The following is a 24,599-nucleotide window of genomic DNA, read 5'->3' on the forward strand; positions in this document are numbered from 1 at the left end:
GCAAACCCGCCGTCGCGCCGCAAATCTTCTCGCTACATCAAGCCACGTTGAAACGAGCCGCCGGAGTGCTGCGCGACAGGTTCGGTCCGAGCGCCGTACGCGCCGATTCGAACGACTGCCAGTCGGCGTAATCGGGCAGCGACGGAATCGTCGCGAGTTCGCCTTGATCGAAGCCGACCAGCGACGCATCCACCATCTCTTCCGCGTCCATCACGATGCCGCGCTCTTCGACCATTGCGATCGGCACGCCCGCTGCGTCCCAGAACTCGGTGCGCGTCGCGCCCGGCAGCACGGCTTGCACTTTCACGCCCTTGCTCGCCAGTTCGTGATGCAGCGATTGCGTGAATGCGAGCACGAATGCCTTCGTGCCGCCGTACACGCCGTTCAGCAGTTCCGGCGCGATCGCCACGATCGACGCGATGTTGACGATGCTTCCGCCACCGCGCGCGACGAATCCCGGCGCGATCGCATACGTGAGCCGCGTCAGCGCGACCACGTTCAGCTTGATCATCGATTCCATCTTGTCGACGTTCGAATCCAGCAACGGCGCACCTGCGCCGACGCCCGCGTTGTTCACCAGCATCGTGATGCTCGCGTCGGTGCGCAATACGTTTTCGACGCGGCGGATATCGGCATCGTCGTTCAGATCGGCGGCGACGATTTCCACCGAGCGGCCCGTTTCGTTCGAAATACGCGTCGCCAGTTGTTCGAGACGTGCGCGGTTGCGGGCAACGAGGATCAGATCGTAGCCACGGCGCGCGAGGCGGTCCGCGTAGATTGCACCGATGCCCGACGAGGCGCCCGTCACGACGGCCGTGCCGCGGTTCGCTGCTGCGGAATTGGAAGAGTTCGACATATTCACGCTCCTGAGATAAGTGGCGCAGGTGACTTCCCGTCGTCTGCATGAACGTCAGATTAGGTGCATACTCACTTGGCCTCAATGTCATAGATGCCACTTTTTCGGACATCACAGGAGCCAGGCCATGCTGCGCGTCGGAATCGTTCTGTTCCCGGGTTTTCAGGTGATGAATCTCGGCATGACGAGCGTGCTGGAGTTCGCGAACCGCGAGATGACCGAGCCGCTGTACGACTTTGTGCTGCTGTCCGAGCATGGCGGCCCCGTGCCGTGCTCGTCCGGATTCGAGGTGTCGACGCAACCGTTCGACGACAGCCGCTTCGACACGATTCTGGTCGTCGGCGATAACGATCTGCTGCCGTCACCGCCATCGCTGATCGAATTCCTGAAGCGCGCGTCGCCGGAAGCGCGGCGTGTCGCGGCAGCCTGCACGGGCGCGTTTCATCTGGCCGAGGCGGGTTTGCTCGACGGTCGCCGCGCGACGACGCACTGGTACTACGCCGCCGACATGCGCAAGCAGTATCCGCAGGTGAAAGTGGAAGAAGACCGCATCTTCATCATCGACAACGACGTGTGGACGTCGGCGGGCATGACGGCGTGCATCGATCTCGCGCTCGCGTTCGTCGAGAAGGATGCGGGCGTCGAACTCGCGCGCCACGTCGCGCGCAAGCTCGTTGTCTATCACCGGCGCGCGGGCGGGCAATCGCAGTTTTCGGCGCTGCTCGAACTCGAGCCGAAATCCGATCGCATCCAGACGGCGCTGTCTTACGCGAGGCGCAATCTCAACACGCCGCTTTCCGTCGAGCAGCTCGCCGACGCCGCGCATCTGAGTCCGCGTCAGTTCACGCGCGCATTCAGGGAAGAAACGGGACAGACGCCCGCGAAGGCCGTCGAGCGGCTACGCGTTGAAGCCGCGCGGCTGATGCTCGAGACGGGACGGCACGGTGTCGATGTCGTCGCACGCGACGTCGGCTTCGGTGATCGCGAGCGGATGCGCCGGGCTTTTTTACGTGCATTCGGCCAGCCGCCGCAAGCGGTGCAGCGGATGACGCGCGGTATCGAATGAAAGATTTAAAGCTTCGGTAAGGGTGTGTAATTTACCGATTTTCGTTGAGGAGCCCAGAACTAAAAGGCTTTCGAAAAGCGTCCAGGAAACGAATTAAATATTCATTAAAGATTTTCCGTGAGTGGTCCGTAATAGGACAGGTCTGGGACGCCGGCGCACCGCAATGGTCATTGCGTGAGTCGGGCAATTCTTCCCGATAACGCGGCGTCAAGGTCAGGCGCCCTCCAGAACCCCGAAGGAAAATCTCACAGATGAAAAGGCTGTTGGTCACCCTTGCGGCGGGCTTCGCGCTGTCCGCGCCCGTCGTTCACGCTCACGAAATTTATGGTCAGGTCGGTACGGAAGGCGTCGGTATCGGCTTTTCTGAACCGCTCGGCACGCGCGACAACATCCGCGCCGAATTCAACGGCTTCGCGCTCTCGCACAACTTCAGCGCCGGCGGCCTGAACTACGATGGCAAGGCCAAGATCTATCACGGCGGCCTGTACCTCGACTTCTTCCCGGCGCCCGCCACGGTGCCGTTCCGCATCACGGCGGGCATGATCATCGGCGGCGACAACGTGTCGGGCGATGCGAACAGCCCGAGCGGCACTGTCGACATCAACGGCACCAGCTATGCGACGAACGGCGAGACCGTTCATGCGAAGGCGAAGTATCCGACCGTGCGTCCGTACATCGGCATCGGCTTTGGTCACACGCCCATCGCGCAGAAGGGCTTCTCGGCATTCTTCGATGCAGGCGTCACGTATGGACGCCCGGACGTGACGCTTGACGTCCCCGCGGACATCGTCGCCGAAGCCGGACAGGCGAACGTCGACGCGGAACGCCAGGCGCTGCAGGACAAGGCCGACAAATGGCGCTGGTATCCGATCGTGAAGGTCGGCGTGACGTATCGCTTCTGATCGTTACGTAGTCGCAGACAGAAACGGCTCGCCATTGGTCATGGCGAGCCGTTTTTTTATGTCGCGCGACCTCAGATGTTCAGCTTCGACACCTTGGTGCCCGACAGCGACACATCGCCCATCAGCCCCGAGTTCGTCATGACGATTGCTTCGACTGGCGCAGTGGCCGTCGACGTATCGATTGCACCATTGGCGCCGACCTTGATGAGCGCCACCGATGCATCGGCGCCTGCCGACCAGCCCTTCGCGTTCTGGAAGGTATCGAGCGCGTCCTGCGTCATGAAGAGGAAGATGACGGCCTTCGACTGCGCCCCCGCCGTGAGGCCGAACGATCCGGAGACCGTGCTGTAGTAGCCCGCCGTGGCGCCGCCGACGCGCAGCGAGCCTTCGCCGTACTGTCCACCGACGATGAAACCGACCTGCAGCACGGAAGGAAACACGAGCACGCCGCGCGCCTTGCCGACCAGTTCGCGCGAACCCTGCACCGACGTATAGAGTTTCGCGAGCGCGCCATCGACGCTGGCATCGATCGACTGCCGTTTGGACATGTCCGTCGCGGCCGATTCTCCGCTGCTCTTGGTCGTCGTGCAGCCCGACATCAGCAGACCGCCATATGCGAGTGCAGCAACACTTGCTGTCACGAAGTGTCTTCTTTGCATTGTCGTTCTCCGTCTGTGAAGCATTGGAAGGGAAATGCACGTTTGCACGCGTGATCTCGCGCAAGCGCAACAGCTACGCTTTCTCAACCAATATCAGAAACGTGTTGCGCTTGTGAAGTGCGGCGCCCAATTTGTTTTTGCGCGAAGCCGGCGCGGAACGCGGCTGCGGCATCGGATGACGCGAATGTGTCGCCGGGCGAAACGGCGCGCGGCATCGTTGCGAAGTGCGGCGTGAGTTCGCGGCGGCGAGTCGCGGCACATATAGCGCGTTTGCTCAGAACAAAAAAAGGCCGCATGCCCTTTCGAAGCATGCGGCCGAACACACTACAACGCATCAATACGCGCTGCGCGTGCTTACCTTCATTTTCGACACCATGCCGGGGATCGCGTCGCTGGCGGGCAGCGCTTCGTCGATCGACGTGCGTCCGCCGTCGCGGAAGAACGCCTGCTCGGCGGCCTTGTTCAGCACGAGCACGCTGATGCGGCGGTTAGTCGGTTCGTCGGCGACGTTTGCGTTGAGCGGCAGCACGTCCGCGAGACCGCGCACCTGCAATAGCTTGTCTTCGCGCATGCCGCCCGCGACCAGCGCGCGCCGCGCCGCGTTCGCGCGTTCCGACGACAGCTCCCAGTTCGAATAGCCCGCCGGACCGTTCGCGTAGGTGACGGCGTCCGTGTGGCCCGCAATTGAAATGCGGTTGTCGACATCGTTCAGCGCCGCGCCGATCTGCGTGAGAATCGACACCGCGTAGGTTTGCAGCTTCGCGCTGCCCGTGGCGAACATCGGACGCTTCAGCGAATCGACGATCTCGATGCGCAGGCCTTCGTTCGTGATCGAGATGCGGATCTGATCCTTGAACGCCTTCAGCGCAGGCGTCTCTTCGATCAGCGCCGACAGCTTCGCTTTCAGCTGCTCGAGACCCGCGGTATCGTTGGGCGCCATCGTCGCCTGCGTGAGCGTCGGCCGTGCGGGTTCCTGCTGCGACTTCTTGCCGTCGCCGGGGCGCGTGTCGGAGATGTCGCGGCCGCCGCCCTGGATCACGTTCGGACGCGCAGCCGCCGTGCCTTCGTTGCCGCCGAGCAGACTCGACAGCGGCGTGTTGAAGTAATCCTCGATGCCCTGCTTGTCGTACTTCGACGTCGAGCCGAGCAGCCACATCAGCAGGAAGAAGGCCATCATCGCGGTCACGAAGTCCGCGTAGGCGATCTTCCATGCGCCGCCGTGGTGCCCGCCGTGTCCGTCGCCTTTCTTCGAGCGACGAACTATCACGGGCGCGGCTTTCTCGCTCGCCTCTTCGCCACGGGGTCGTCTTTCGGCCATGCCGTTCTCCTTCCTGGCTCGCTAACGTCAGGCCGACTTCGGCATCTTGGTGGCGCGCACGGCGTCGTCGAGCTCCTGGAAGCTCGGACGGTCTGCCGTGAACAGCACCTTGCGGCCGAATTCGACGGCGACGGGCGGCGCGTAGCCGGACAGCGACGCGAGCAGCACAGCCTTCACGCACTGATACGGCTTGGCTTCCGCGCGGCCCTTTGCATTGAGCAGATCGGCGACCGGGCCGATGAAGCCGTACGCGAGCAGAATGCCGAGGAACGTGCCGACCAGCGCGCCCGCGATCATCTCGCCGAGCACGGCAGGCGGCGCGCCGACGGAGCCCATCGTGTGCACGACGCCCATCACGGCCGCGACGATGCCGAATGCGGGCAGGCCGTCAGCCATCTTCTGGATCGCGTTCGCGGGCACCGACGACTCGGCATGATGCGTTTCCAGCTCTTCGTCCATCAGATCCTGCATTTCGAGCACGTTGACATTGCCCGTCGACATCATCCGCAGATAATCGACGATGAAATCGAGCAGATGATGATCTTTCAGAACGTGCGAATACTTCTGGAACAGCGCGCTTTCTTCCGGCGCATTCACGTCGGCTTCGAGCGCCATCATGCCTTCCTTACGCGCTTTTTGAAGCAGCTCATAAAGCAGCGCAATCAGTTCCAGATAAATCTCTTTCGAATACGCGCCGCCTTTGAAACATGCGGGCAAAGCCTTGATGGTTTTCTTCAGCACCGAAACGGGATTACTGACGACGAACGCGCCGATTGCCGCGCCGAAAATGCACAGCAGTTCGAACGGCTGCACCAGCGCGGGCAAATGGCCGCCAACGCCAATAAAGCTCCCGATCACCGAGCCGATAACCAGCAGCCAACCAATAGCGACAAACATGGACTTCTCTCCAATTTTGAGCACTTACGGCACGCGGATGAATCGGCAGGTTTTACTGCACGAATTGCGTACCGTTTTGTTAATTCCGTGAAGGTGGTAACGGCTGGAGAGACGCTGCGCTGAAGTGCGGGCAAAGCCCAATCAGGAAAATATTTTTATCGATTCGATTTCGATCGATGATTCGGACATTTTTACCCGCGATGTTTTTACCGGTATCGATTTAAACCAGATAATCGCTCGCGATCGGCAAAATCACTGAAATCTTTAGCGTTTGGGGAAAATGAATGTGTCGGTTGTTTCTACGTCGACCGAACGTCGGGTAGGTCGTGCGGTGAGGCGATTGTTCGTCCAATCGACTCATGGTTTGAGGCGATTAGGTGCGCATTCGACTCAGAGTCGGATACACTGTCATTCGACTCATCGTATGAGTCGAATGATCCCACAAACGCCTCAACGCGCCTTCAACACCATGCCGCCTACCACATCGCTCATCTGGAAAGCGCCTTCATGGCCCGGCATGCACTACGACGCGGTTCGCGTCGGCGGCGAACTGGCCCGTGCGCATCGCGCTCACGGGATCGTGGAAGGCAAGCTGGCAGGGCTCGGCTTCGAGCAACGCCTCGAACTCGCCGCCGAGGCGTGGAGTCAGGATGCCGTAGCGACGGCGGCTATCGAAGGCGAACGCATCGATCTCACCGCTGTGCGTTCGTCCGTGGCGCGACGACTCGGTGTCGGGGATCATGACGGCCCGAACGCGCCGCGAAGCGTCGAGGGTCTGCTCGACATCATGGACGACGCGGTACAGCAACGCGAGGCGCCGCTCACGCACGAGCGTCTGTTTGCGTGGCAGGCAGCGCTCTTTCCGACGGGCTATTCCGGCATGACGAAAATTCTCGTCGGGGCTTACCGCGAGCATGCGGAGCCGATGCAGATCGTCAGCGGGCGTGTCGGACGCGAGCGGGTGCATTACGAGGCGCCGTCATCCGCGCAGGTCCCGGCCGAGATGCAGGCGTTCCTGGACTGGTTCAACGCGGAAACCGAGCACGACAATCTGGTCAAAGCCGCGCTGGCTCATTTGTGGTTCGAGACGATTCATCCATTCGAAGACGGCAATGGCCGGGTCGGTCGGGTGCTCATCGACCTGGTACTGGCGCGCGACAACGGTGAGACCAGCCGCCTGATCCGCACCTCGCAGCGCCTGCTGGACAAGCGGCGCGACTACTACGAGCAGATGGAGCGCGCGCAGCACGGTGGACTGGATGTGACGGAGTGGGTTCTGTGGTTCGTCGAACAGGTGCGCGTGTCGTGCGAAGAAGCGTCCCAGGTGATCGACGCGTCACTCGAGAAAGCCATGTTCTGGATGAGCCATCAGGACAAGGTGCTGACGGCGCGACAGCGCAAGGTCGTCAACCTTCTGCTCGATGCCGGTCCAAACGGCTTCGAAGGCGGCATGAGCACCCGGAAGTACGAAAGCATTGGCGGTACGTCGCGGGCGACGGCGTCGCGTGAGCTCATCGAACTCGAAGATATGGCGCTGCTGCGCAAGGTCGGCGGCGGCCGCTCGACCCGCTACTACCTGAACATTTCCGGTTGGGGACCGGCCGACACGGACCACGCCGAAAGCCCGCCTCACGACGACTGATTTGCTGACGCGTCGAGGACGGTTCAATGCACGCCGATCACTGCGACACAGCAGCCGCCCCCGACGCCGGCGATGCGGCAACGGCAGGCACATCGTCGAGCAGCGCCGCCGCGGCTGCAGCAGCAGCCTGGTCGTGTGCAGTCGTTGCGCCTGAAACAGGCGCAACCGATGCAATCGGCGTCGGCGCAGCAACGGGAGCGGCCTGTTCTTTCGCAGGCGTAGGCGCTGGCATGATCACAGGCGCGGGATTACCGCCGGGCGTCGTCGTCATCGGCGAGACCACCAGCGACGGCGCGGGAGCAGGTGCAGGCAGTTGCGTCGTCTCGACGCTGTTGCCCGGCACGGGCGCGCTGCGCACCACGTTCTCCAGATAATGGCCGATCAGATTGAAGAAGCCGTCGTAGAACTTGCCCGACTGAATGGTTTCGCTGGAAACCTTCACCATCGCGTCGTTGTTCTGGCGAATCGGCAATGACAGCGAGCCGAGCACGCTAAGCCCGACGCTTGCCGACGTATCGCTTTTCTTCAGCGCGTAGCCGCTCTGCACCGCGTTCGCGTAGACGATGCTGCTATTGGTCGCATCGTCGCCCGCCGTGCAGACGATGTGGAATTCGACCGTGAAATGCGAGTCGCTGGCGGGCTGGAAATTCTTGCTGGCGTCGACGGTATCGGGACGCACCAGCGTCGTCATGTAGCCCTGGCTCAGCAGCGCGCGGCGCGCGCCTTCGCAGGCTTCCGTGCTCGTCACCTGAAACGTGCGCGTGTACGGGCTCGCGCTGCTGCTGACGAAGTCTTCCTGCAGTTTGGCTTTCGGCGGCGTCGAGCACGCGCCGAGCGCGGCAAGCACAGGCAGGGTCAACGCGAGAGCGGCACGGGAGGAGCGGCTGAACATGATGAAGAGGCGGACAACGGGATCGGACGGCAAGCATTGTAGTGCGGTTTGATGGCAAGCCGTTATTACATCGACAGACACCGTTGTGCAGCAAGGCGGCGCGCAAAACGGGGCGCGGACACGCGCCCATGCCGCACAAGGCGCGCGCGCCGCTGCACCGTCTCTTACGAACTATTTCAACTCACCCAGCTTTGCGCCGTGCGCGGCAGTTCGACGGTGAACACGGTGCCAGTGACATCGTCCGATTTGCCCGACACCTTGCCGCCGTGCATGTGCACGATCTTGTGCACGATGTGCAGCCCGAGGCCGAGCCCTTCGCGCGACCGTTCGCCCGCATTGTTCGATCCGAACGGCTGGAACAGATGCGGCAGCACGGCGGGCGGAATCGCGCCGCGATTGCTGACCGTCAATTTGAGCCGGTTCGATTCCTCGGCGTTGACGTCGACGGCGATCGGGCTGTCGTGCTCGCCGTGATGCAGCGCGTTGCTGATCAGATTCGAAATGGCCTGCCACAGCAGATCCGTGTCCCAGTTGCCCGTCGTATTGCCGCGCGACGTGAACGCAATCTGGCCCGCGCGATCGTGCGTGGCGAACTCTTCGATCACGCCGCGGCAGAGCGTAGCGAGTTCGCTGGCGCGCGGCTGCAATTGCATGCGGCCGCCTTGCAGCCGCGCGAGATTGAGCAGCTGATGCACCATCCGCGACATGCGCAGCGAACTGTTTCTGATGCGTCCCGCGACGGTCGCGGCCTGGTCGTCGGGTGCATTGCGCACCAGATATTCCGCCGACGCGAGCACCGTGCCGAGCGGCGTGCGCAGATCGTGGCCGAGCACGGCCATCAGCATTTCGTTCGCTTCGAGCAGCTGGCGCGTGGTCAGCAGCTGATCGGCGAGTTGCCGCTTGTGCTGTTCGAGCTGCACGAACACATCGACCTTCGATTGCAGGATGCGCGGATCGAACGGCTTGTGCAGGAAGTCGACCGCGCCCGCTTCGTAACCGCGAAACGTGCGCGACGAGTCTTCCGTCGTGGCCGTCAGAAAGATGATGGGCACGTGCGACGTGCGCGGACTGCCGCGCATCAGCGACGCGAGTTCGAAGCCGTTCATGCCGGGCATGTTGACGTCGAGAATCGCGAGCGCGGCTTCGTGCTTTAGCAGCAGGTCGAGCGCGGCCGTCCCAGAGTTCGCGACCAGCAGTTCGACACCGGGGCGCGCCAGCAGCGCTTCGAGCGCCGTGATGTTATGCGCGATGTCGTCGACGATCAGAATGTTGACGGGTGAATTCCTCATGTCATGGTTCTAGTGTGAGGCGGCAAACCGGCGAGGCGCCGGGCCATCTGGGTTGGAGAAAGCACTTCATCGGCGGCGCCGCGTGCGATGGCCGCGCGCGGCATCGTCGCGGAGATAGCGGTTTGCGGATCCTGCACCCACGCGAGGCCGCCCAGCGCGCGGATCACTTCGAGGCCGTGCGCGCCGTCGCCGTTGGCGCCCGACAGCAGAATGCCGAGCAGCCGCTCGCGGTAGACGTGCGCCGCCGATGCGAACAGCACATCGATGGACGGCCGCGAATAGCGCACCGACGTGTCGATCGACAGCGCGATCGTGCGGTCGTCGTCGATCAGCATGTGATAGCCGGGCGGCGCGAGATGCACGCGGCCCGGCAAGACGGGCTCGCCCGCATCCGGCTCGGCGACGGTCAGCGCGCAGCGATAGCCGAGCGTTTCGGCGAGACAGCTTGGCGAATGGGGCGGAACGTGCGTAACGATCAGCACGGCGATGTCGAACGACGCGGGCAGCGCGGGCAGCAGCACGCTCAACGATTCGATGCCGCCCGCCGACGCACCGATCGCGATCGCTTCGAACGCGCGCGCTTCCATCGGCGTGACGTCGCCCGTTGGAGAAGGTCGGCTGGATGTGTCCATACGCGTCGATCGATCGTTCGATGTTGAAAGTGCGTGCAGTCTAGCGTTTCTGGTAAATGCGCTCGCGCTCGCGAAACTCGTCGAACGCATCGTATTGCGTCGAAAAACGCAGGCTCTCCTTGCTGCCGAGCCCCAAAAAGCCGCGCCGCACCAGCGTGTCTTTGAACAGTCCCAGCGCGCGGTCCTGCAAGCCGCGGTCGAAATAGATCAGAACATTGCGGCACGACACGAGATGCGCTTCGAGAAACACTTCGTCTGTCGACAGGCTGTGATCCGCGAACACCACACGCTCTTTCAGCGAGCCCGCAAAACGCGCGCCGCTATACGCCGCGTGATAGTAATCCGCGAGCGAACGCGTGCCGCCCGCGGCCAGATAGTTGCGCGTGAAGCCCGCGATCCGGTCGAGCGCGTAAATGCCCGCTTCGGCGCGCGCGAGCGCGTCGGGATTGATGTCGGTGGCGTAGAACAGCGTGCGTTCGGTGAGACCTGCTTCGTCGAACAGGATTTTCAGCGACCACAGTTCTTCGCCCGTGCTGCATCCCGCCACCCATACCTTGATCGACGGATAGGTTTGCAGCACGGGCAGCACATGCGTGCGCAGCGCGAGAAAGTAAGCCGGATCGCGGAACATGTCGCTGACCTGCACCGTCAGGTAGTGGAACAGGCGCACGAAGTCCGTCTCGTTGCGCATGATCCTGTCCTGAAGTTGCGACAGCGTCGTGACGCTGAATTCTTCGAGCGCCTGCCCGAGACGCCGCCGCAACGACGACATCGAGTAATGGCGGAAGTCGTGCTGGTACTTCAGGTAGATCGCTTCCAGCAGCAGCTTCAGCTCGATGTCGAAATCGTGCAGACGTTGCGGCGAATCGTCGTACGTGAAACGGCCCATGACGTGCGGTTCCTCGCGGCTAGCGCTGCCGCAGCCAGACGCGGCACAGCGAGATCAGCTTGTCGACGTCGATCGGCTTCGAGATGTAGTCGTCGGCACCCGCTTCGAGGCAGCGCATGCGGTCCTGCGCCATCGCCTTCGCCGTCAGCGCGATGATGGGCAGATGCGCAAAGCTCGGGTCGCGGCGAATGTGCGAGATTGCCGTCAGGCCGTCCATCTCCGGCATCATGATGTCCATCAGCACGAGATCCACCTCACGTCCGCTGTTCAGCGTTTCGAGCGCCTCGCGCCCGTTGCGCGCGATTTCGAGCGTCGCACCGAGCGGCTCGATCACGTGCGACAGCGCGAAGATATTGCGCACGTCGTCTTCCGCGAGCAGGATGGTGCGCCCTTCGAACTGGTTGTCGCGTTGTCGTACCGTGCGCAGCATGCGCTGCTGTTCGGGCGCGAGCGACGACTCGACGCTATGCAGGAACAGCGTCACTTCATCGAGCAGACGTTCCGGCGACTTCGCCCCCTTGATGATGATCGATTTCGAGTAGCGGCGCAGCCGGTGCTCTTCGTCGCCCGACAACATGCGGCCCGTGTAGACGATGACGGGCATCGCCTGATGCGTGACGTCGGCGGCAAGCTGTTCGAGCAGATCGTAACCCGTGCCATCGGGCAGCGCGAGGTCCGTCACGACGCAGTCGAAGAGCGTCGACGATAGCTGTTCGAGCGCGCCCGCGAGCGTCGCGACGGCGACGATCTCCGTGGTCTCGCCTTGCAGCAGCGCGCGGATGCTCTCGCGCATCGCGGCGTCGTCCTCGATCACCAGTACGCGCTTCATGCGCTGCTGCAGACGGCTTTCGAGCCGCCGGATCGCCGCTTCGAGCGTGGTGCGCGCGGTCGGTTTCAGCGTGTAGCCGACGGCGCCCAGATGCAGCGCCTTTTCGGCGTGGTCCGTCGCGGAGACGATGTGAATCGGGATGTGGCGCGTCGCGGGATCGTTCTTCAGCCATTCGAGCACCGTCAGCCCCGAACGGTCGGGCAGGCCGACGTCGAGCAGCACGGCCGTCGGCTGCATGTCGCGCACGAGCGTCAGACCCGTCGTGCCGTCGGCGGCATGGACGAAATCGAAGTCGAGTTCATGCGTGAGATCGCGCAGGATTTCGGCGAAGGCGATGTCGTCTTCGATCGCGAGAATCAGGCGGTTTTCGTGGCTGCGCGTGTCGCGGTCGTCGGCGATCGAAGCGGGCGCGCTGCCCGTAGCCGCGGGCATGGGTTCGATCACGGGCGACGGCGTGCGCGCGGGTTGCGTCAGCGGCGCATGCGAATGTGTCTGTGCCGGCGGCGTGTGCACAGGTGCTTCAGTGATGCCTTGCAACGGCAGCCAGAGCGTGAACACGCTGCCCTTGCCGGGTTCGCTCGCCACGCTCACGCGGCCGCCGAGCAGCCGCGCGAATTCGCGCGAGATCGACAGGCCGAGGCCGCTGCCGCCGTAGTGGCGGCTCGTCGAACCGTCGGCCTGCTGGAACGCTTCGAAGATCAGTTCGAGCTTGTCGGCGGCGATGCCGATGCCCGTATCGCGCACGTCGAAGCGCAGCGTGTCGGCGTCGCTGGCTGCAACCGTCAGCGCGACTTCGCCGTGCTCGGTGAACTTCAGCGCATTCGACAGCAGATTGCGCAGGATCTGCGCGACGCGCTGACCATCGGTGAAAATCGTCTCGGGCACGCCGGGCGCGCGTTCAACCGTAAATTGCAAATGCTTCGTCGCGGCCATTGGCTCGAACATTTCGCGCAACGATTGCAGCATCGAATCGACGGGCACCAGTTCGCTGTCGATCGTGATCTGTCCGGCTTCCACTTTCGACAGATCGAGAATGTCGTTGATCAGCACCAGCAGATCGCTGTTCGACGCGTGAATCGTTTCCGCGTAGCGCACCTGCTCGTCGCTCAGATTGCCCGTGCGGTTCTCCTGCAACAAACGCGCGAGGATCAGCGAACTGTTCAGCGGCGTGCGCAGTTCGTGCGACATGTTCGCAAGAAACTCGGACTTGTAGCGGCTCGACTGCTCCAGCCGCGCGGCATTCGCTTCGAGTTCGTTCTGCGCGGTGATCAGGTCGGACTTCTGACGCTCCAGACGCTTCGCGTAGTCTTCGAGCTGCACGTTCGTCTGTTCGAGTTCGGCCTGTTGCGCTTCGAGGCGCGATTGCGATTCGACGAGCGCGCGCCCGCGTTCTTCGAGACCTTCGTTCGATACACGCAGTTCTTCCTGCTGCACCTGAAGCTCTTCATTCAATTGCTGCGTTTCGGAGAGCGCATCCTGCAGGCGCTCGCGATACAGCGCCGCTTCGATGAAGTCGCCCATGCTGTTGGCGACCAGTTGCAGGAACTCGTGATCGCGCGGCGCGATATTGCGCATGAAGCCCATTTCGACGACACCGTTCACGATGCCGTCGTTTTCGATGGGCAGCACGACGAGATTGCGCGGCGGGCTCATGCCCGTGCCCGACACGACTTTCACGTAGTCGTCGGGGACGTCGTGCAACACGAGCGTGCGGCGCGATGCGGCTGCCTGGCCGACCAGGCTTTCGGCTTCGCGAAACGAACGTGTGGCCTGTTCGCTTTCCTCGCTGAAGCCATAGGTGGCGATGCGCTTCAGGCTGCTCGTCGCACGGTCGCGCACGTACAGAGCCGCGACCACGACGTCGAGATATTGCGCGAGAAAATCGAGGATCGCGCGGCCGACGAGAGGCGGGCTCGACTGGCCGACAATCTTCTCTGCCAGCAGGCGTTGCCCCGAGCGCAGCCACACCTGCTGCTGCAGCACTTCCGTGTGCTCGGCCTGACGCCCGAGCACGCCGTCATACGATTCGGACAGGTTCAGCAGATCGCGCCGGCCGCGCCACGCGATCACACCGCTGATCGACAGACTGACGAGCAGAAACACGCCGACAAGAATGGCCGTGACGTTGCGCGTGTCGCTGGAGCGCTGTTGGCGCAGCGATTCTTCGACGGTCAGAAACTGCCCGAACAGCCGCCGCGTTTCGTCGAATTCGATCTTGCCGCGCCCGCTCTTCACTGCGTCGGTGTAGTCGAGATTGCGCCGGCGCAGATCGATCATCTCCTGCGCGAACTGGTCCCAGCGCTGCTGCACGCCGCGAATTCGCTTGAGCTGATCGGCCTGCGAGGGGTTATCGGAGACCAGCTCCATCAGCGTATCGACTTCCGTTTCGAAACGCGGCTGGCCAAGCTGATACGGCGCGAGGAACGTCTCGTCGCCCGTGATCAGAAAGCCGCGCAGCGCGGACTCGCGGTCGACGGCCAGGCGCAGCATTTCGTTCGCGTTGCCGATCACGCGCTCCGAGTGCTCGACCCAGCTCATCGTGTTGACGAGATACGCAATCAAGCCGACGAACACTGCCATCGTGACGACACCGAGCGTCAGCGGCAACGCGATATTGCGGCGAATGATGCGGCGAAAACTGATCTGATCGACAGCGGCGACAGCGGTCATTTTTTCTGCGCTGTCGCGTGAATCAAGCGATGGATTCGGCATTTTTGACTTGAAAAAGCGTTGGCGTCTGTAGTTGTAGCCGGAATGTGCGATTGCACGGCGATGTCCATACGTGGCGCTGCAATTCGTTGTATGGACAAGCGTTGGAAGTATCACACAGCGTCATGGATTCGTGTAAATGGACGCTGAAGTAGCGGGCTGTGAGCAGCGACGAAGACGCGCGGAGAAAAAGCAGCAAACAACAAAAAGCCGCACGCCGAAAATGCCTGCGTGCGGCCGGTCGAACCGAAAATCGAACGATGCTTTACTGGCTCGCGCCTTGTCCGACGCCTGCCTTTTTCTGCGCGTTTTGCAAATCCTGCGGGTAGTTCGGGTCATTCGAGCGACCAGGCTGATAGCCCGCGTCTTCGAGCTTCTTCAACTCGGCGTTCTTCTTCGCACGTGCTTCCTTGCGGGCCTGCTTTTTCTGCTGCTTGGTCGGCTTTGCGGGCGTCGTGGCGGCGCCCGTTGCGTCCGTACCGCCTGACGTGTCCGAGTTCTGCGCAAACGCCGGCGCAGCCGCGCCGATGCCTAGCGAGGCCGCGGCGAGAAGGACGATCAGTTTTCTGGCGATATGCATTTCCGTTCTCCTGTCGTAGAAGCTTTGCGATCGATTCCGCTTGCGCGGCCTGAGTCGGATTCAACCCGGCTTTCTGCAAACTGTGCCGGGAAGTCCAATGTACCCGACACGCACGGATCGCGCCTGCCAGGGTTGTAGAATCCGGCGGACATGTACTGCAATTTCCGCATACAGAATCGAAACACGACTGGAAAGGAGACTCGGATGTCCGTTGCTGCAACCGTTTATCGCGGCGATGTCGTCGAGAACACGCATATCGCGCACGTGGCCGTCGTCGATACGGAGGGGCGGCTGCTGTACGCGTGCGGCGAGCCGTCGCGCGTCACGCTGGTCAGATCGGCGGCCAAGCCGGCGCAGGCGCTCGCCGTCGTCGAGACGGGCGCGCTCGAACGTTTCGGTTTCGACGACGCAGATCTCGCGCTGATGTGCGCCTCGCATAGCAGCGAAGCGCGGCATATCGAACGCGCGCGCAGCATGCTCGCGAAGTCCCAGTCTACTGAAGGCGATCTGCGTTGCGGCGGTCATCCGCCCATCTCCGATGCCGTCTACCGCGAGTGGATCAAACGCGATTTCCTGCCGGGCCCTGTGTGCAGCAACTGCTCGGGCAAGCATGCGGGAATGCTGGCGGGTGCGCGAGCGCTCGGCGTGACGCTCGCCGACTATCATCTGCCGGAGCATCCGTTGCAGCAGCGCGTGAAGCGCGCGGTCGCAGAAGCCTGCGATCTGCCCGCCGACGACGTGCAATGGGCCGTCGACGGCTGCAATCTGCCGACGCCCGCCTTCCCGCTCGATCGTCTCGCGCGCCTCTACATGAAGCTCGCGCGTGCCGCCGACGGACACGCTTCCGCCGACGCGCAACGAGACGCTGCGCTCGCGCGCATCTATCGCGCGATGACGGCGCATCCCGAGATGGTCGCGGGCGAAGGGCGCTTCTGCACGGCGCTGATGAGCGCATACAAAGGCGCGCTGGTGGGCAAGCTCGGCGCAGATGCGAGCTACGCGATCGGCGTGCGCGCGTCGGCGCAGACTGCGAAGCTCGGCGCGCGGGGCGCGCTCGGGATTGCGGTGAAGGTGGAAGACGGCAACACGTCGATCCTCTATGCGATCGTTTCGCAACTGCTGACGCAACTCGGTATCGGCGGAGAAGCCGAGCATCGCGCGCTCGATGCCTTCCGTCTGCGTGACATGCGCAACACGGTCGGCCTGAAAACCGGCCGCGTCGACGTCGCCGTGCCGCTCGTCAAGGTGAACGAGGCGCGCTAGCTGGACGACTGGCTGTCGCTGTCGGGAGGATCGAACATCGCCTGACACTTCGGCGACAGCTTGTCGTAGTGTTCTTTCATGCAGGCTTCGATCTTCTCCTTGTTCGGGATATGGATCGCGCAGAACTTGATCGCGTCGTGCTTGCACGCCCTGGTCTGTTCGTCGCGCGTGGCGGCCGTTCCGACGTTCACCGCCGCCACGCATACGACCAGCAAAAGTAGCGGTTTGAGCTTCATTGCCGTTGGTCCATGTCGAAGTGAATGCGCGGGGTGTTCCGGGTTCGTTTCGAGTAAAGCAGCCAACTCGTCGGCGATCAAGCAAAAAGCGAACCCATTGCGGCGCAGCGCACCCTTTGCGACATGAGACAAGCGCGATAATGCCGGCGTTGGGTGCTGCGCTAAAGGGCGAGGCGGCGCGTGCGCCACATGCTATGCTTGCACAGCCCGCAACGGTACAGCTATCCGCATTCGCACGGCCACAACAAATACATCATGGACTACCGGCATCTTCAGAAACGCAAAAGCCTGCATGCGCGGATCGTGCAGGAACTCGGTATCGAAATCGTCAGCGGCAGGCTGATGCCGGGCGAGCGTCTGCCCGCCGAAGCGACGCTGTGCGAAAAGTATGGTGTAAGCCGTCCCGTGTTGCGCGAAGCGACGCGCGTGCTGGTGGCAAAAGGGCTGGTGGTGTCGAAGCCGCGCGTGGGCAGTGTCGTGCGGCCGCGGGAAGAGTGGCACATGCTCGATCCCGATGTGCTCTACTGGACGCTCAACAGCATTCCCGAAGGCGAGTTCTTTCTGTCGCTGATGACGGTGCGCCGCATCATCGAACCGGCGGCGGCCGCGCTTGCCGCAACGGCGGCAACGGATGAAGACCTCGCGCGCATCGGCTCCGCGTACGACCGCATGGAGCACGCGCAAAGCGCCGGCGATCTGCTCGAACCGGACCTGGAATTTCACCGCGCGATCATGGCCGCGACGCATAACGACATGCTCGCGTATATCGGCAACATGATGTCGCTGGCGCTATCGGAGTCGATCAAACTGACCAGCCGCCATCCCGACACGCACGCGCTGTCGCTGCCGCGCCATAAGGCCATTCTCACCGCGATCCTGAATCGCGATGCGCTAGCGGCGCGTCAGGCAAGCCTCGTGCAGCTCGAACACGCGCGAGCCGACGCCGATACGATTCTCGGCATCGGCTCGCACAGTCTGACCTGATCGGCCGCGTCTAAAACGGCCTCGCGTTCAGTGCGAATGCGGCGGCACTTCCGCGCCGCGGCAACCCACCAGAAAGTCGAAGTCGCAGCCCTGATCGGCCTGCATCACATGGTCGATGTAGAGGTTGCGATAGCCGCTCGCGTCGGCGGGATTGCGCTGCTGCGCTTCCTTCCATTCGGCGAGACGCGCTGTCATTTCCTTCTCGTCGATATCGACGTGCAGGCGGCCTGAGTCGCAATCCAGCTCGATCCAGTCGCCGTTGCGCACGACAGCGAGCGGTCCGCCTGCGCGCGCTTCGGGCGCCACGTGCAGCACCACCGTGCCGTAAGCCGTGCCGCTCATGCGCGCGTCCGACACGCGCACCATGTCCGTCACGCCTTGCGCGAGCAGCTTCGGCGGCAACCCCATGTTGCCGACTTCGGCCATGCCGGGATAACCCTTCGGGCCGCAGTTCTTCATCACGAGCACGGAATCGGCCGTGACGTCGAGTTCGGGATCCGCGATGCGCTTCTTGTAGTCGTCGAAGTTCTCGAACACGACGGCGCGGCCGCGATGCTTCAACAGCGCAGGCGTCGCCGCCGACGGCTTGAGCACCGCGCCGTTCGGCGCGAGATTACCGCGCAGCACGCACAGGCCGCCGTCTTCGCGCAGCGGTTTATCCAGCGGACGGATCACTTCGTCGTTGTAGAGTGGCGCGTCGATGCAGTTCTCCCACAGCGACTTGCCGTTTGCCGTCAGCGCATCGGGATGCGGCAGCAGCCCCGCTTCGCCGAGCCGGCGCAGCACGGCGGGCAGACCGCCCGCGTAATAGAACTCTTCCATCAGGAAGCGGCCCGACGGCTGCAGATCGACGATGGTCGGCGTGCCGCGCCCGATGCGCGTCCAGTCGTCGAGTTCGAGGTTCACGCCGATGCGCCCCGCAATCGCCTTCAAATGAATCGCCGCATTCGTCGAACCGCCGATCGCCGCATTCGCGCGGATCGCGTTTTCGAACGCTTCGCGCGTGAGCAGTTTCGAGAGCCGCACGTCTTGCAGCGCCATTTCGACGATACGCATACCCGACAGATGCGCGAGCACGTAGCGGCGCGAATCGACGGCGGGAATCGCCGCGTTGTGCGGCAGCGTGACGCCGAGCGCTTCCGCCATGCAGGCCATCGTTGACGCCGTGCCCATCGTGTTGCATGTACCCGCCGAACGCGACATGCCTGCTTCCGCCGACATGAACTCGTGAATCGAAATCTTGCCCGCCTTCACCTGTTCGCTCAGCTGCCACACGACGGTGCCCGAGCCGATGTCGCGCCCTTCGTGCTTGCCGTTGAGCATCGGTCCGCCGCTCACGACGATCGCGGGCACGTCGCAACTGGCCGCGCCCATCAGCAGTGCGGGCGTGGTCTTGTCGCAGCCGGCGAGCAGCACGACGGCATCGATCGGATTGCCGCGAATCGATTCCTCGACGTCCATGCTCGCGAGGTTGCGCGTGAACATGGCCGTGGGTCGCAGATTCGATTCGCCGTTCGAGAACACGGGGAATTCGACGGGAAAGCCGCCCGCTTCGAACACGCCGCGCTTCACATGCTCGGCGAGCTTGCGGAAGTGCGCGTTGCACGGCGTCAGTTCGGACCACGTGTTGCAGATGCCGATGATCGGCTTGCCGGCGAATTCGTGATCGGGGATGCCCTGATTCTTCATCCAGCTGCGGTACATGAAGCCGTTCTTGTCGGCGGTGCCGAACCAGGCGGCGGAGCGCAGCTTGCGGGGTTGGTCGCTCATGATGTCTCGTTCAGTTTTGTTCAAATATAGTAAGACTATATGCGTCGCATCTGGCAATGTCTATTGGGACTTACAAGCAAACTTTTGAAAATCCTATCGCGCGGCGAATGTCTTAAATAGCGGGTACGTAGTGCGCCGTCATCAGCCGTTCGTGACACTGAGGACGACAAATAGAATGACTTTTGGACGCTTTGCATGGGGGAAAACACCAATCACAACGTTTCTTCGGCACGCATATAGTTTGGCTAATTCGTCGATTGGCGTATCGGCTGCGCGGTGAAACTGAGGAGTCTCAAATAGTGGCAAATTCGGGCACAAGCTTCTTCGGATCGCTCGCGGCGCGGCTCGGTCTGCAGGTCGACACGATGCCGGATACCGCTCGCGTCGATTCATGCGAACTCACGCGCGAAGCACATGCGCTTGCGTTACGCTGGGGCCGCTAACAATCCGTTAGTCCCTCGAAGCTATATCGCCCACTATATGAACACCAAACTTTCTATCGGCATCGTCGGCGTCGGCAAGATTGCGCGCGACCAGCATCTGCCCGCTATCGCCGGGCTCGACGGCTTCGAACTCGTTGCGTGCGCGAGCCGCAATGCGCAGGTCGAGGGCGTGCGCAACTACAAGACGATCGAAGAGATGCTCGCAGCCGAGCCGCAACTCGACGCAATTTCGCTGTGTGCGACGCCGCAAGTGCGCTTCGATCAGGCGCGCGCTGCGCTCGCGGCCGGCAAGCACGTGATGCTCGAAAAGCCGCCTGGCGCGAGCGTGCATGAAGTGGAAGTGTTGCGTTCCATGGCGCGCGCCGCTGGCCGCACGCTGTTCGCGACGTGGCATTCGCGCTATGCGCCCGCAGTCGAAACGGCGCGCGAATGGCTCGCGTCGCGCACGCTGCAGGAAGTGCAGGTGCGCTGGAAGGAAGACGTGCGCCGCTGGCATCCGGGCCAGGCGTGGATCTGGACGCCGGGGGGCCTCGGCGTGTTCGATCCGGGCATCAATGCGCTGTCGATCATCACGCACATGCTGCCGCGCGAAATCGTGCTGCGCGAGGCAGCGCTCTCGGTGCCCGCGAACGTGCAGACGCCGATTGCCGCTGATCTGGATTTCATCGACGAAGCGGGCGTGCCCGTGCGCGCCGAGTTCGACTGGCGTCATGGTCCCGTCGAGCAATGGGAAATCGAAGTGAAGACGACGGACGGCGTGCTGCATCTGAGCGAAGGCGGCAAGAAGCTCTCGATTGCGGGCAAGCCCGTCGAAATCGGACCCGAGCGCGAATATCCGTCGCTATATGAGCGGTTCCACTGGCTGATCACGCATGGCGAACACGATGTCGACGTGCGCCCGCTGCGGCTGGTGGCCGATGCTTTCCTGCTTGGCCGTCGTCATGAGGTCGAGCCGTTTCACGACTAGAGCCTGAGAGACACCCGGACCTGGTCGCCCATTCAGACCATTAACGCTGATTCGAACAACCACAAGCAACGACTGTTCAAGGAGACAAGCATGACCCGCAAGCTTCGACGCCTTACTTTGTCCGCGATGGCCGCAGCACTGCTGGCTACCCCGTTCGCCATGCAGATGACCGCGCACGCAGACACGCCGCTGAAAATCGGCGTGCTCGTGAAGATGCCCGAACAGGCATGGTTCATCAACGAGCAGAAGGCGGCGACGGCTCTGGGCCAGAAGGAAGGCTTCTCGGTGGTGAACATCGGCGCGCCCGACGGCGAGAAGGTGCTGGCCGCGATCGACAACCTCGGCGCACAAGGCGCGCAAGGCTTCGTGATCTGCCCGCCGGACGTGCGTCTCGGACCGGCTATTCAGGCTCGCGCGAAGCGCTACAACATGAAGTTCGTCACTGTGGATGACCAGCTGGTCGACTCGACGGGCAAGCCGCTGTCGGGCGTGCCGCACCTGGGCATGTCGGCGTTCAAGATCGGCAATCAGGTCGGTCAGGCAATCTCCGATGAAATGAAGAAGCGCGGCTGGAAGCCGGAAGAAGTCGGCGCGATCCGCATCACCGACTACGAACTGCCGACGGCCAAGCTGCGCACCGACGGCGCGACGGAAACGCTGCTCGCGAACGGCTTCAAGAAGGACAACATTTTCGACGCGCCGCAAAAGACCACCGACGACGAAGGCGGCTTCAACGCAGCGTCGCCCGTGCTGTCGAAGCACCCGAACATCAAGAAGTGGGTGATCTTCGCGCTGAACGAAGAAACCGTGCTGGGCGGCGTGCGCGCTACCGAGCAGCTGCATATCCCCGGTTCGGACGTGATCGGCGTCGGCATCAACGGCGCAGGCGAAGCGTTCGCCGAGTTCCAGAAGAAGGAACCGACGGGCTTCTACGGCACGATCGCCGTCAGCTCGACGAACCACGGCAAGCAGAGCACGCAGAACCTCGTCGACTGGATCAAGCAAGGCAAGCAGCCGCCCGCCGATACGCAGACGACGGGCAAGCTGATGACGCGCGAAAACTGGAAGGACGTGCGTACGGAACTCGGAATCTGACGCGGTAGAACGGATGCAAAACACGATGAACGCGAATGACGCCACGACGGCAGCCTACGTGGCGCCTCCTGAACAGCCGTTGACGGCGGCCGCCACGCATCTCGAACTCGACGGCATCACCGTCGCGTTCCCGGGCGTGGTGGCGCTCGATAACGTGTCGTTCGAAGTGCGCGGCGGTGAAGTGCACGGCCTGATGGGCGAGAACGGCGCAGGCAAATCGACGCTGCTGAAGGTGCTGTCGGGCGTGAACCAGACGCAGTCGGGCGCGTTGCGTCTCGCCGGCGTCGAACACAAGTTCACGACGACGAAGGCCGCGATCGAAGCGGGCATCGCGATCATCTATCAGGAACTGCATCTCGTGCCCGAGCTGACGGTCGCGGAAAACCTGATGCTCGGGCAGTTGCCGAACCGTTTCGGCGTGCTCGACGAGAAGGCGCTCGTCAAGCGGGCGATGACGGAACTCGAGCGCCTCGGCGAATCGATCGATCCGAACGCGCAGGTGAAGAGCCTGTCGATCGGTCAGCGGCAGATGATCGAAATCGGCAAGGCGCTGATGCGCGACGCGCGCGTCATTGCGTTCGACGAACCGACCAGTTCGTTGTCCGCGCGCGAAACGGAACGGCTCTTCAAGATCATCAATGCATTGCGCGCTCAAGGGCACGCAGTGATTTACGTCACGCACCGGATGGACGAGGTGTACGAACTGTGCGACCGCGTCACCGTGTTCCGCGACGGCCGCCGGATCGAAACGTTCGACTCCGTTGCGGACCTCGATCGCGACCGGCTGATCAGCTGCATGGTCGGCCGCTCGATTCGCGATGTGTATGGGTATCGTCCGCGCGAAGCGGGCGAGGTACAGCTTGAAGCGAAGCAGTTGATGGGGCCGGGGCTCTCCGCTCCGGTCTCCTTCACTGCGCGCAAGGGCGAAATTGTCGGCTTCTTCGGACTCGTGGGCGCGGGGCGTTCCGAGCTGATGAAGCTGCTGTATGGCGCGACGCAGCCGACTCAAGGTCACGTCGAACTGAACGGCAAGCCCGTATCGTTCTCGACGCCGCGCGACGCCGTGCGCGCGGGCATCGCGCTGTGCCCGGAAGACCGCAAGCAGGAAGGCATCGTCGCGATTGCGTCGGTGGCCGACAACCTGAACATCAGCGCGCGCCGGCACTTCAGTCCGTTGAGTTTTCTGCTGAACGGCAAGCGCGAACGCGACCTCACGCGCGAATACATCGACAAGCTGTCGATCAAGACGCGCAACACCGAAACGGTGATCGGCACGTTGTCGGGCGGCAATCAGCAGAAGGTGATTCTGTCGCGCTGGCTGGCCGAGCGCATCGACGTGTTTCTGCTCGACGAGCCGACGCGCGGCATCGATGTCGGCGCGCGTGCGGAAATCTATGACCTGCTGTACGACCTCGCGGAAGCGGGACGGACGGTGATCGTCGTATCGAGCGATCTGGCGGAAGTGATCGGCGTCGCGGATCGCGTGCTGGTGATGAAGGAAGGACGCATCGTCGGCGATCTGCCCAAGGCGCAGGCCACGCCCGATCAACTGATCAAACTCGCTTTGCCGCAATGAAGCGCGCGTTCTGGCGCGCGCAATGAAGCCACGGCGGATGCAACAACGCACCACGTAGACCACGGAACTGGAAGACCATGCAAACACCGAGCACACGTCCGGCGACCGAGCCGGCAGCCAAACACGCCGCATCGCCCGGCGCGGCCGCGCACGCGGCACGCACTTGGGATCTGATCAACAAGTCGGGCATCGTGATGGTGTTCGTCATTCTGTTCGCGGTGCTGTCGTTCGCGGTGCCCGACTTTCTGACGAGCCGCAACATGCAGGGCCTGCTGCTCTCCGTCACCCTGATCGGCTCGATCTCCGTGACGATGATGTTCGTGCTCGCGCTCGGCGAAGTGGATTTGTCGGTGGCGTCGATCGTCGCGTTTTCGGGCGTCGTTGCGTCGACGCTGATTACGGCCACGCATAGCGTGATGCTCGGCGTCGCGGCGGGCGTGCTCGCGGGCGGCGCGGTCGGGCTGGTGAACGGCGTGCTGATCGCGCGCTACAAGATCAACTCGCTGATCGTCACGCTCGCGATGATGGAAGTGGTGCGCGGCCTCGCGTTCATCACGTCGAACGGCGATGCGGTGATGATTTCGGAAGAGAGCTTCTTCGATCTCGGCGGCGGCTCGTTCCTCGGCATTTCGTATCCGATCTGGAGCAACATCGTCGGTTTCGTGCTGTTCGGCTTTCTGCTGCGGAAGACGATTTTTGGCAAGAACGTGCTTGCGGTTGGCGGTAATAGTGAGGCTGCGTTGCTCGCTGGTTTGCCCGTTACGCGCATCAAGATCACGGTGTTCGTGCTGCAAGGCCTCGTGACGGGTTTTGCTGGCGTGATGCTGGCGTCGCGGATGAGTCTCGGCGATCCGAAGACTTCAGTGGGTCTCGAACTCGGCGTGATTTCGGCGTGCGTGCTGGGCGGCGTCTCGCTGACGGGCGGTGTTGCGACGATTTCAGGTGTGCTGGTCGGCGTGCTCATCATGGGTTCCGTGCAGGACGCGATGAGCCTGCTCAATGTGCCGACGTTTTATCAGTATCTGATTCGCGGTGGCATCCTGTTGCTGGCTGTGCTGTTCGATCAGTTCCGGCGGAGTAAGCGGAAGGTTTGAGGTTTCGTTCT

Annotated in this window: 22 protein-coding genes; 10 read left to right on the forward strand and 12 right to left on the reverse strand. The window is 62.8% G+C overall.

What is annotated here, in order from left to right:
- Nucleotides 1-37: 37 nt before the first annotated feature.
- Nucleotides 38-856, reverse strand: coding sequence for an SDR family NAD(P)-dependent oxidoreductase (locus tag QEN71_RS16730; RefSeq protein WP_201648401.1), 819 nt, complete (start codon nt 854-856; stop codon nt 38-40).
- Between the two features lie 127 nt (nt 857-983).
- Here QEN71_RS16730 and QEN71_RS16735 point away from each other — a divergent pair, with 127 nt between their 5' ends.
- Nucleotides 984-1,922, forward strand: a complete 939-nt coding sequence (locus tag QEN71_RS16735) for a GlxA family transcriptional regulator (protein ID WP_201648400.1) — start codon at nt 984-986, stop codon at nt 1,920-1,922.
- 251 nt (nt 1,923-2,173) lie between these two features.
- Entirely contained in the window at nt 2,174-2,824 is a 651-nt protein-coding gene (locus QEN71_RS16740) for a hypothetical protein (protein WP_201648399.1), read from the forward strand.
- Between the two features lie 71 nt (nt 2,825-2,895).
- Here QEN71_RS16740 and QEN71_RS16745 read toward each other — a convergent pair whose 3' ends face one another.
- The 3 genes from QEN71_RS16745 to motA all read right to left on the reverse strand — a co-directional run bounded on the left by QEN71_RS16745 (nt 2,896) and on the right by motA (nt 5,698).
- A complete protein-coding gene (locus tag QEN71_RS16745) occupies nt 2,896-3,483 on the reverse strand; it encodes a BPSL1445 family SYLF domain-containing lipoprotein (RefSeq protein WP_201648398.1) in 588 nt (195 codons plus the stop codon).
- Nucleotides 3,484-3,817: 334 nt separating this feature from the next.
- Nucleotides 3,818-4,801 (reverse strand): flagellar motor protein MotB, encoded by a 984-nt coding sequence (gene motB, locus QEN71_RS16750; protein WP_201648397.1) that lies wholly within the window; start codon nt 4,799-4,801, stop codon nt 3,818-3,820.
- A gap of 27 nt (nt 4,802-4,828) precedes the next feature.
- Entirely contained in the window at nt 4,829-5,698 is an 870-nt protein-coding gene (gene motA / locus QEN71_RS16755) for a flagellar motor stator protein MotA (RefSeq protein WP_201648396.1), read from the reverse strand.
- A gap of 469 nt (nt 5,699-6,167) precedes the next feature.
- Here motA and QEN71_RS16760 point away from each other — a divergent pair, with 469 nt between their 5' ends.
- Nucleotides 6,168-7,340 (forward strand): Fic family protein, encoded by a 1,173-nt coding sequence (locus QEN71_RS16760; protein ID WP_201648395.1) that lies wholly within the window; start codon nt 6,168-6,170, stop codon nt 7,338-7,340.
- A gap of 37 nt (nt 7,341-7,377) precedes the next feature.
- Here QEN71_RS16760 and QEN71_RS16765 read toward each other — a convergent pair whose 3' ends face one another.
- From QEN71_RS16765 to QEN71_RS16790, 6 genes are all read right to left on the reverse strand, one after another.
- Nucleotides 7,378-8,232: a DUF2242 domain-containing protein gene (locus QEN71_RS16765; RefSeq protein ID WP_201648394.1), complete on the reverse strand. Its 855-nt coding sequence runs from the start codon at nt 8,230-8,232 to the stop codon at nt 7,378-7,380.
- 176 nt (nt 8,233-8,408) lie between these two features.
- On the reverse strand, nt 8,409-9,521 hold the full coding sequence (locus QEN71_RS16770) for a hybrid sensor histidine kinase/response regulator (RefSeq protein WP_201648393.1): 1,113 nt from the start codon (nt 9,519-9,521) through the stop codon (nt 8,409-8,411).
- A complete protein-coding gene (locus QEN71_RS16775; protein WP_201648670.1) occupies nt 9,518-10,108 on the reverse strand; it encodes a chemotaxis protein CheB in 591 nt (196 codons plus the stop codon). The genes QEN71_RS16770 and QEN71_RS16775 overlap by 4 nt, the downstream gene beginning before the upstream one ends.
- Nucleotides 10,109-10,193: 85 nt before the next feature.
- The gene (locus QEN71_RS16780) at nt 10,194-11,042 is read right to left on the reverse strand and encodes a CheR family methyltransferase (protein WP_201648392.1); all 849 of its coding nucleotides are present in this window, start codon (nt 11,040-11,042) and stop codon (nt 10,194-10,196) included.
- Between the two features lie 19 nt (nt 11,043-11,061).
- The gene (locus QEN71_RS16785; RefSeq protein ID WP_201648391.1) at nt 11,062-14,541 is read right to left on the reverse strand and encodes a response regulator; all 3,480 of its coding nucleotides are present in this window, start codon (nt 14,539-14,541) and stop codon (nt 11,062-11,064) included.
- Between the two features lie 304 nt (nt 14,542-14,845).
- Nucleotides 14,846-15,160, reverse strand: coding sequence for a DUF4148 domain-containing protein (locus QEN71_RS16790; RefSeq protein ID WP_201648390.1), 315 nt, complete (start codon nt 15,158-15,160; stop codon nt 14,846-14,848).
- Nucleotides 15,161-15,364: 204 nt separating this feature from the next.
- Between QEN71_RS16790 and QEN71_RS16795 the strand changes: the two genes are divergently transcribed.
- Entirely contained in the window at nt 15,365-16,423 is a 1,059-nt protein-coding gene (locus QEN71_RS16795) for an asparaginase (protein WP_201648389.1), read from the forward strand.
- On the opposite strand, the gene QEN71_RS16800 is transcribed toward QEN71_RS16795, so the two are convergent.
- Entirely contained in the window at nt 16,420-16,659 is a 240-nt protein-coding gene (locus QEN71_RS16800) for a hypothetical protein (RefSeq protein WP_201648388.1), read from the reverse strand. The two genes, QEN71_RS16795 and QEN71_RS16800, sit on opposite strands and share 4 nt — an antisense overlap.
- Before the next feature lie 255 nt (nt 16,660-16,914).
- Between QEN71_RS16800 and QEN71_RS16805 the strand changes: the two genes are divergently transcribed.
- Entirely contained in the window at nt 16,915-17,643 is a 729-nt protein-coding gene (locus QEN71_RS16805; protein WP_201648669.1) for a FadR/GntR family transcriptional regulator, read from the forward strand.
- Between the two features lie 27 nt (nt 17,644-17,670).
- Here QEN71_RS16805 and QEN71_RS16810 read toward each other — a convergent pair whose 3' ends face one another.
- The gene (locus QEN71_RS16810; RefSeq protein WP_201648387.1) at nt 17,671-19,413 is read right to left on the reverse strand and encodes an IlvD/Edd family dehydratase; all 1,743 of its coding nucleotides are present in this window, start codon (nt 19,411-19,413) and stop codon (nt 17,671-17,673) included.
- A gap of 299 nt (nt 19,414-19,712) precedes the next feature.
- Here QEN71_RS16810 and QEN71_RS16815 point away from each other — a divergent pair, with 299 nt between their 5' ends.
- From QEN71_RS16815 to araH, 5 genes are all read left to right on the forward strand, one after another.
- Nucleotides 19,713-19,856 (forward strand): hypothetical protein, encoded by a 144-nt coding sequence (locus QEN71_RS16815; RefSeq protein WP_201648386.1) that lies wholly within the window; start codon nt 19,713-19,715, stop codon nt 19,854-19,856.
- Nucleotides 19,857-19,893: 37 nt separating this feature from the next.
- Nucleotides 19,894-20,823 (forward strand): Gfo/Idh/MocA family protein, encoded by a 930-nt coding sequence (locus QEN71_RS16820; protein ID WP_201648385.1) that lies wholly within the window; start codon nt 19,894-19,896, stop codon nt 20,821-20,823.
- Nucleotides 20,824-20,913: 90 nt separating this feature from the next.
- Nucleotides 20,914-21,918, forward strand: a complete 1,005-nt coding sequence (locus tag QEN71_RS16825; RefSeq protein WP_201648384.1) for an arabinose ABC transporter substrate-binding protein — start codon at nt 20,914-20,916, stop codon at nt 21,916-21,918.
- A 25-nt stretch (nt 21,919-21,943) separates the two neighbouring features.
- Complete coding sequence (gene araG / locus QEN71_RS16830) at nt 21,944-23,494, forward strand: L-arabinose ABC transporter ATP-binding protein AraG (protein WP_223960163.1); 1,551 nt, start codon at nt 21,944-21,946, stop codon at nt 23,492-23,494.
- A gap of 77 nt (nt 23,495-23,571) precedes the next feature.
- A complete protein-coding gene (gene araH, locus QEN71_RS16835; protein WP_201648383.1) occupies nt 23,572-24,588 on the forward strand; it encodes an L-arabinose ABC transporter permease AraH in 1,017 nt (338 codons plus the stop codon).
- Nucleotides 24,589-24,599: the final 11 nt, after the last annotated feature.

It is taken from the genome of Paraburkholderia sabiae, assembly GCF_030412785.1.
GTDB lineage: Bacteria > Pseudomonadota > Gammaproteobacteria > Burkholderiales > Burkholderiaceae > Paraburkholderia > Paraburkholderia sabiae.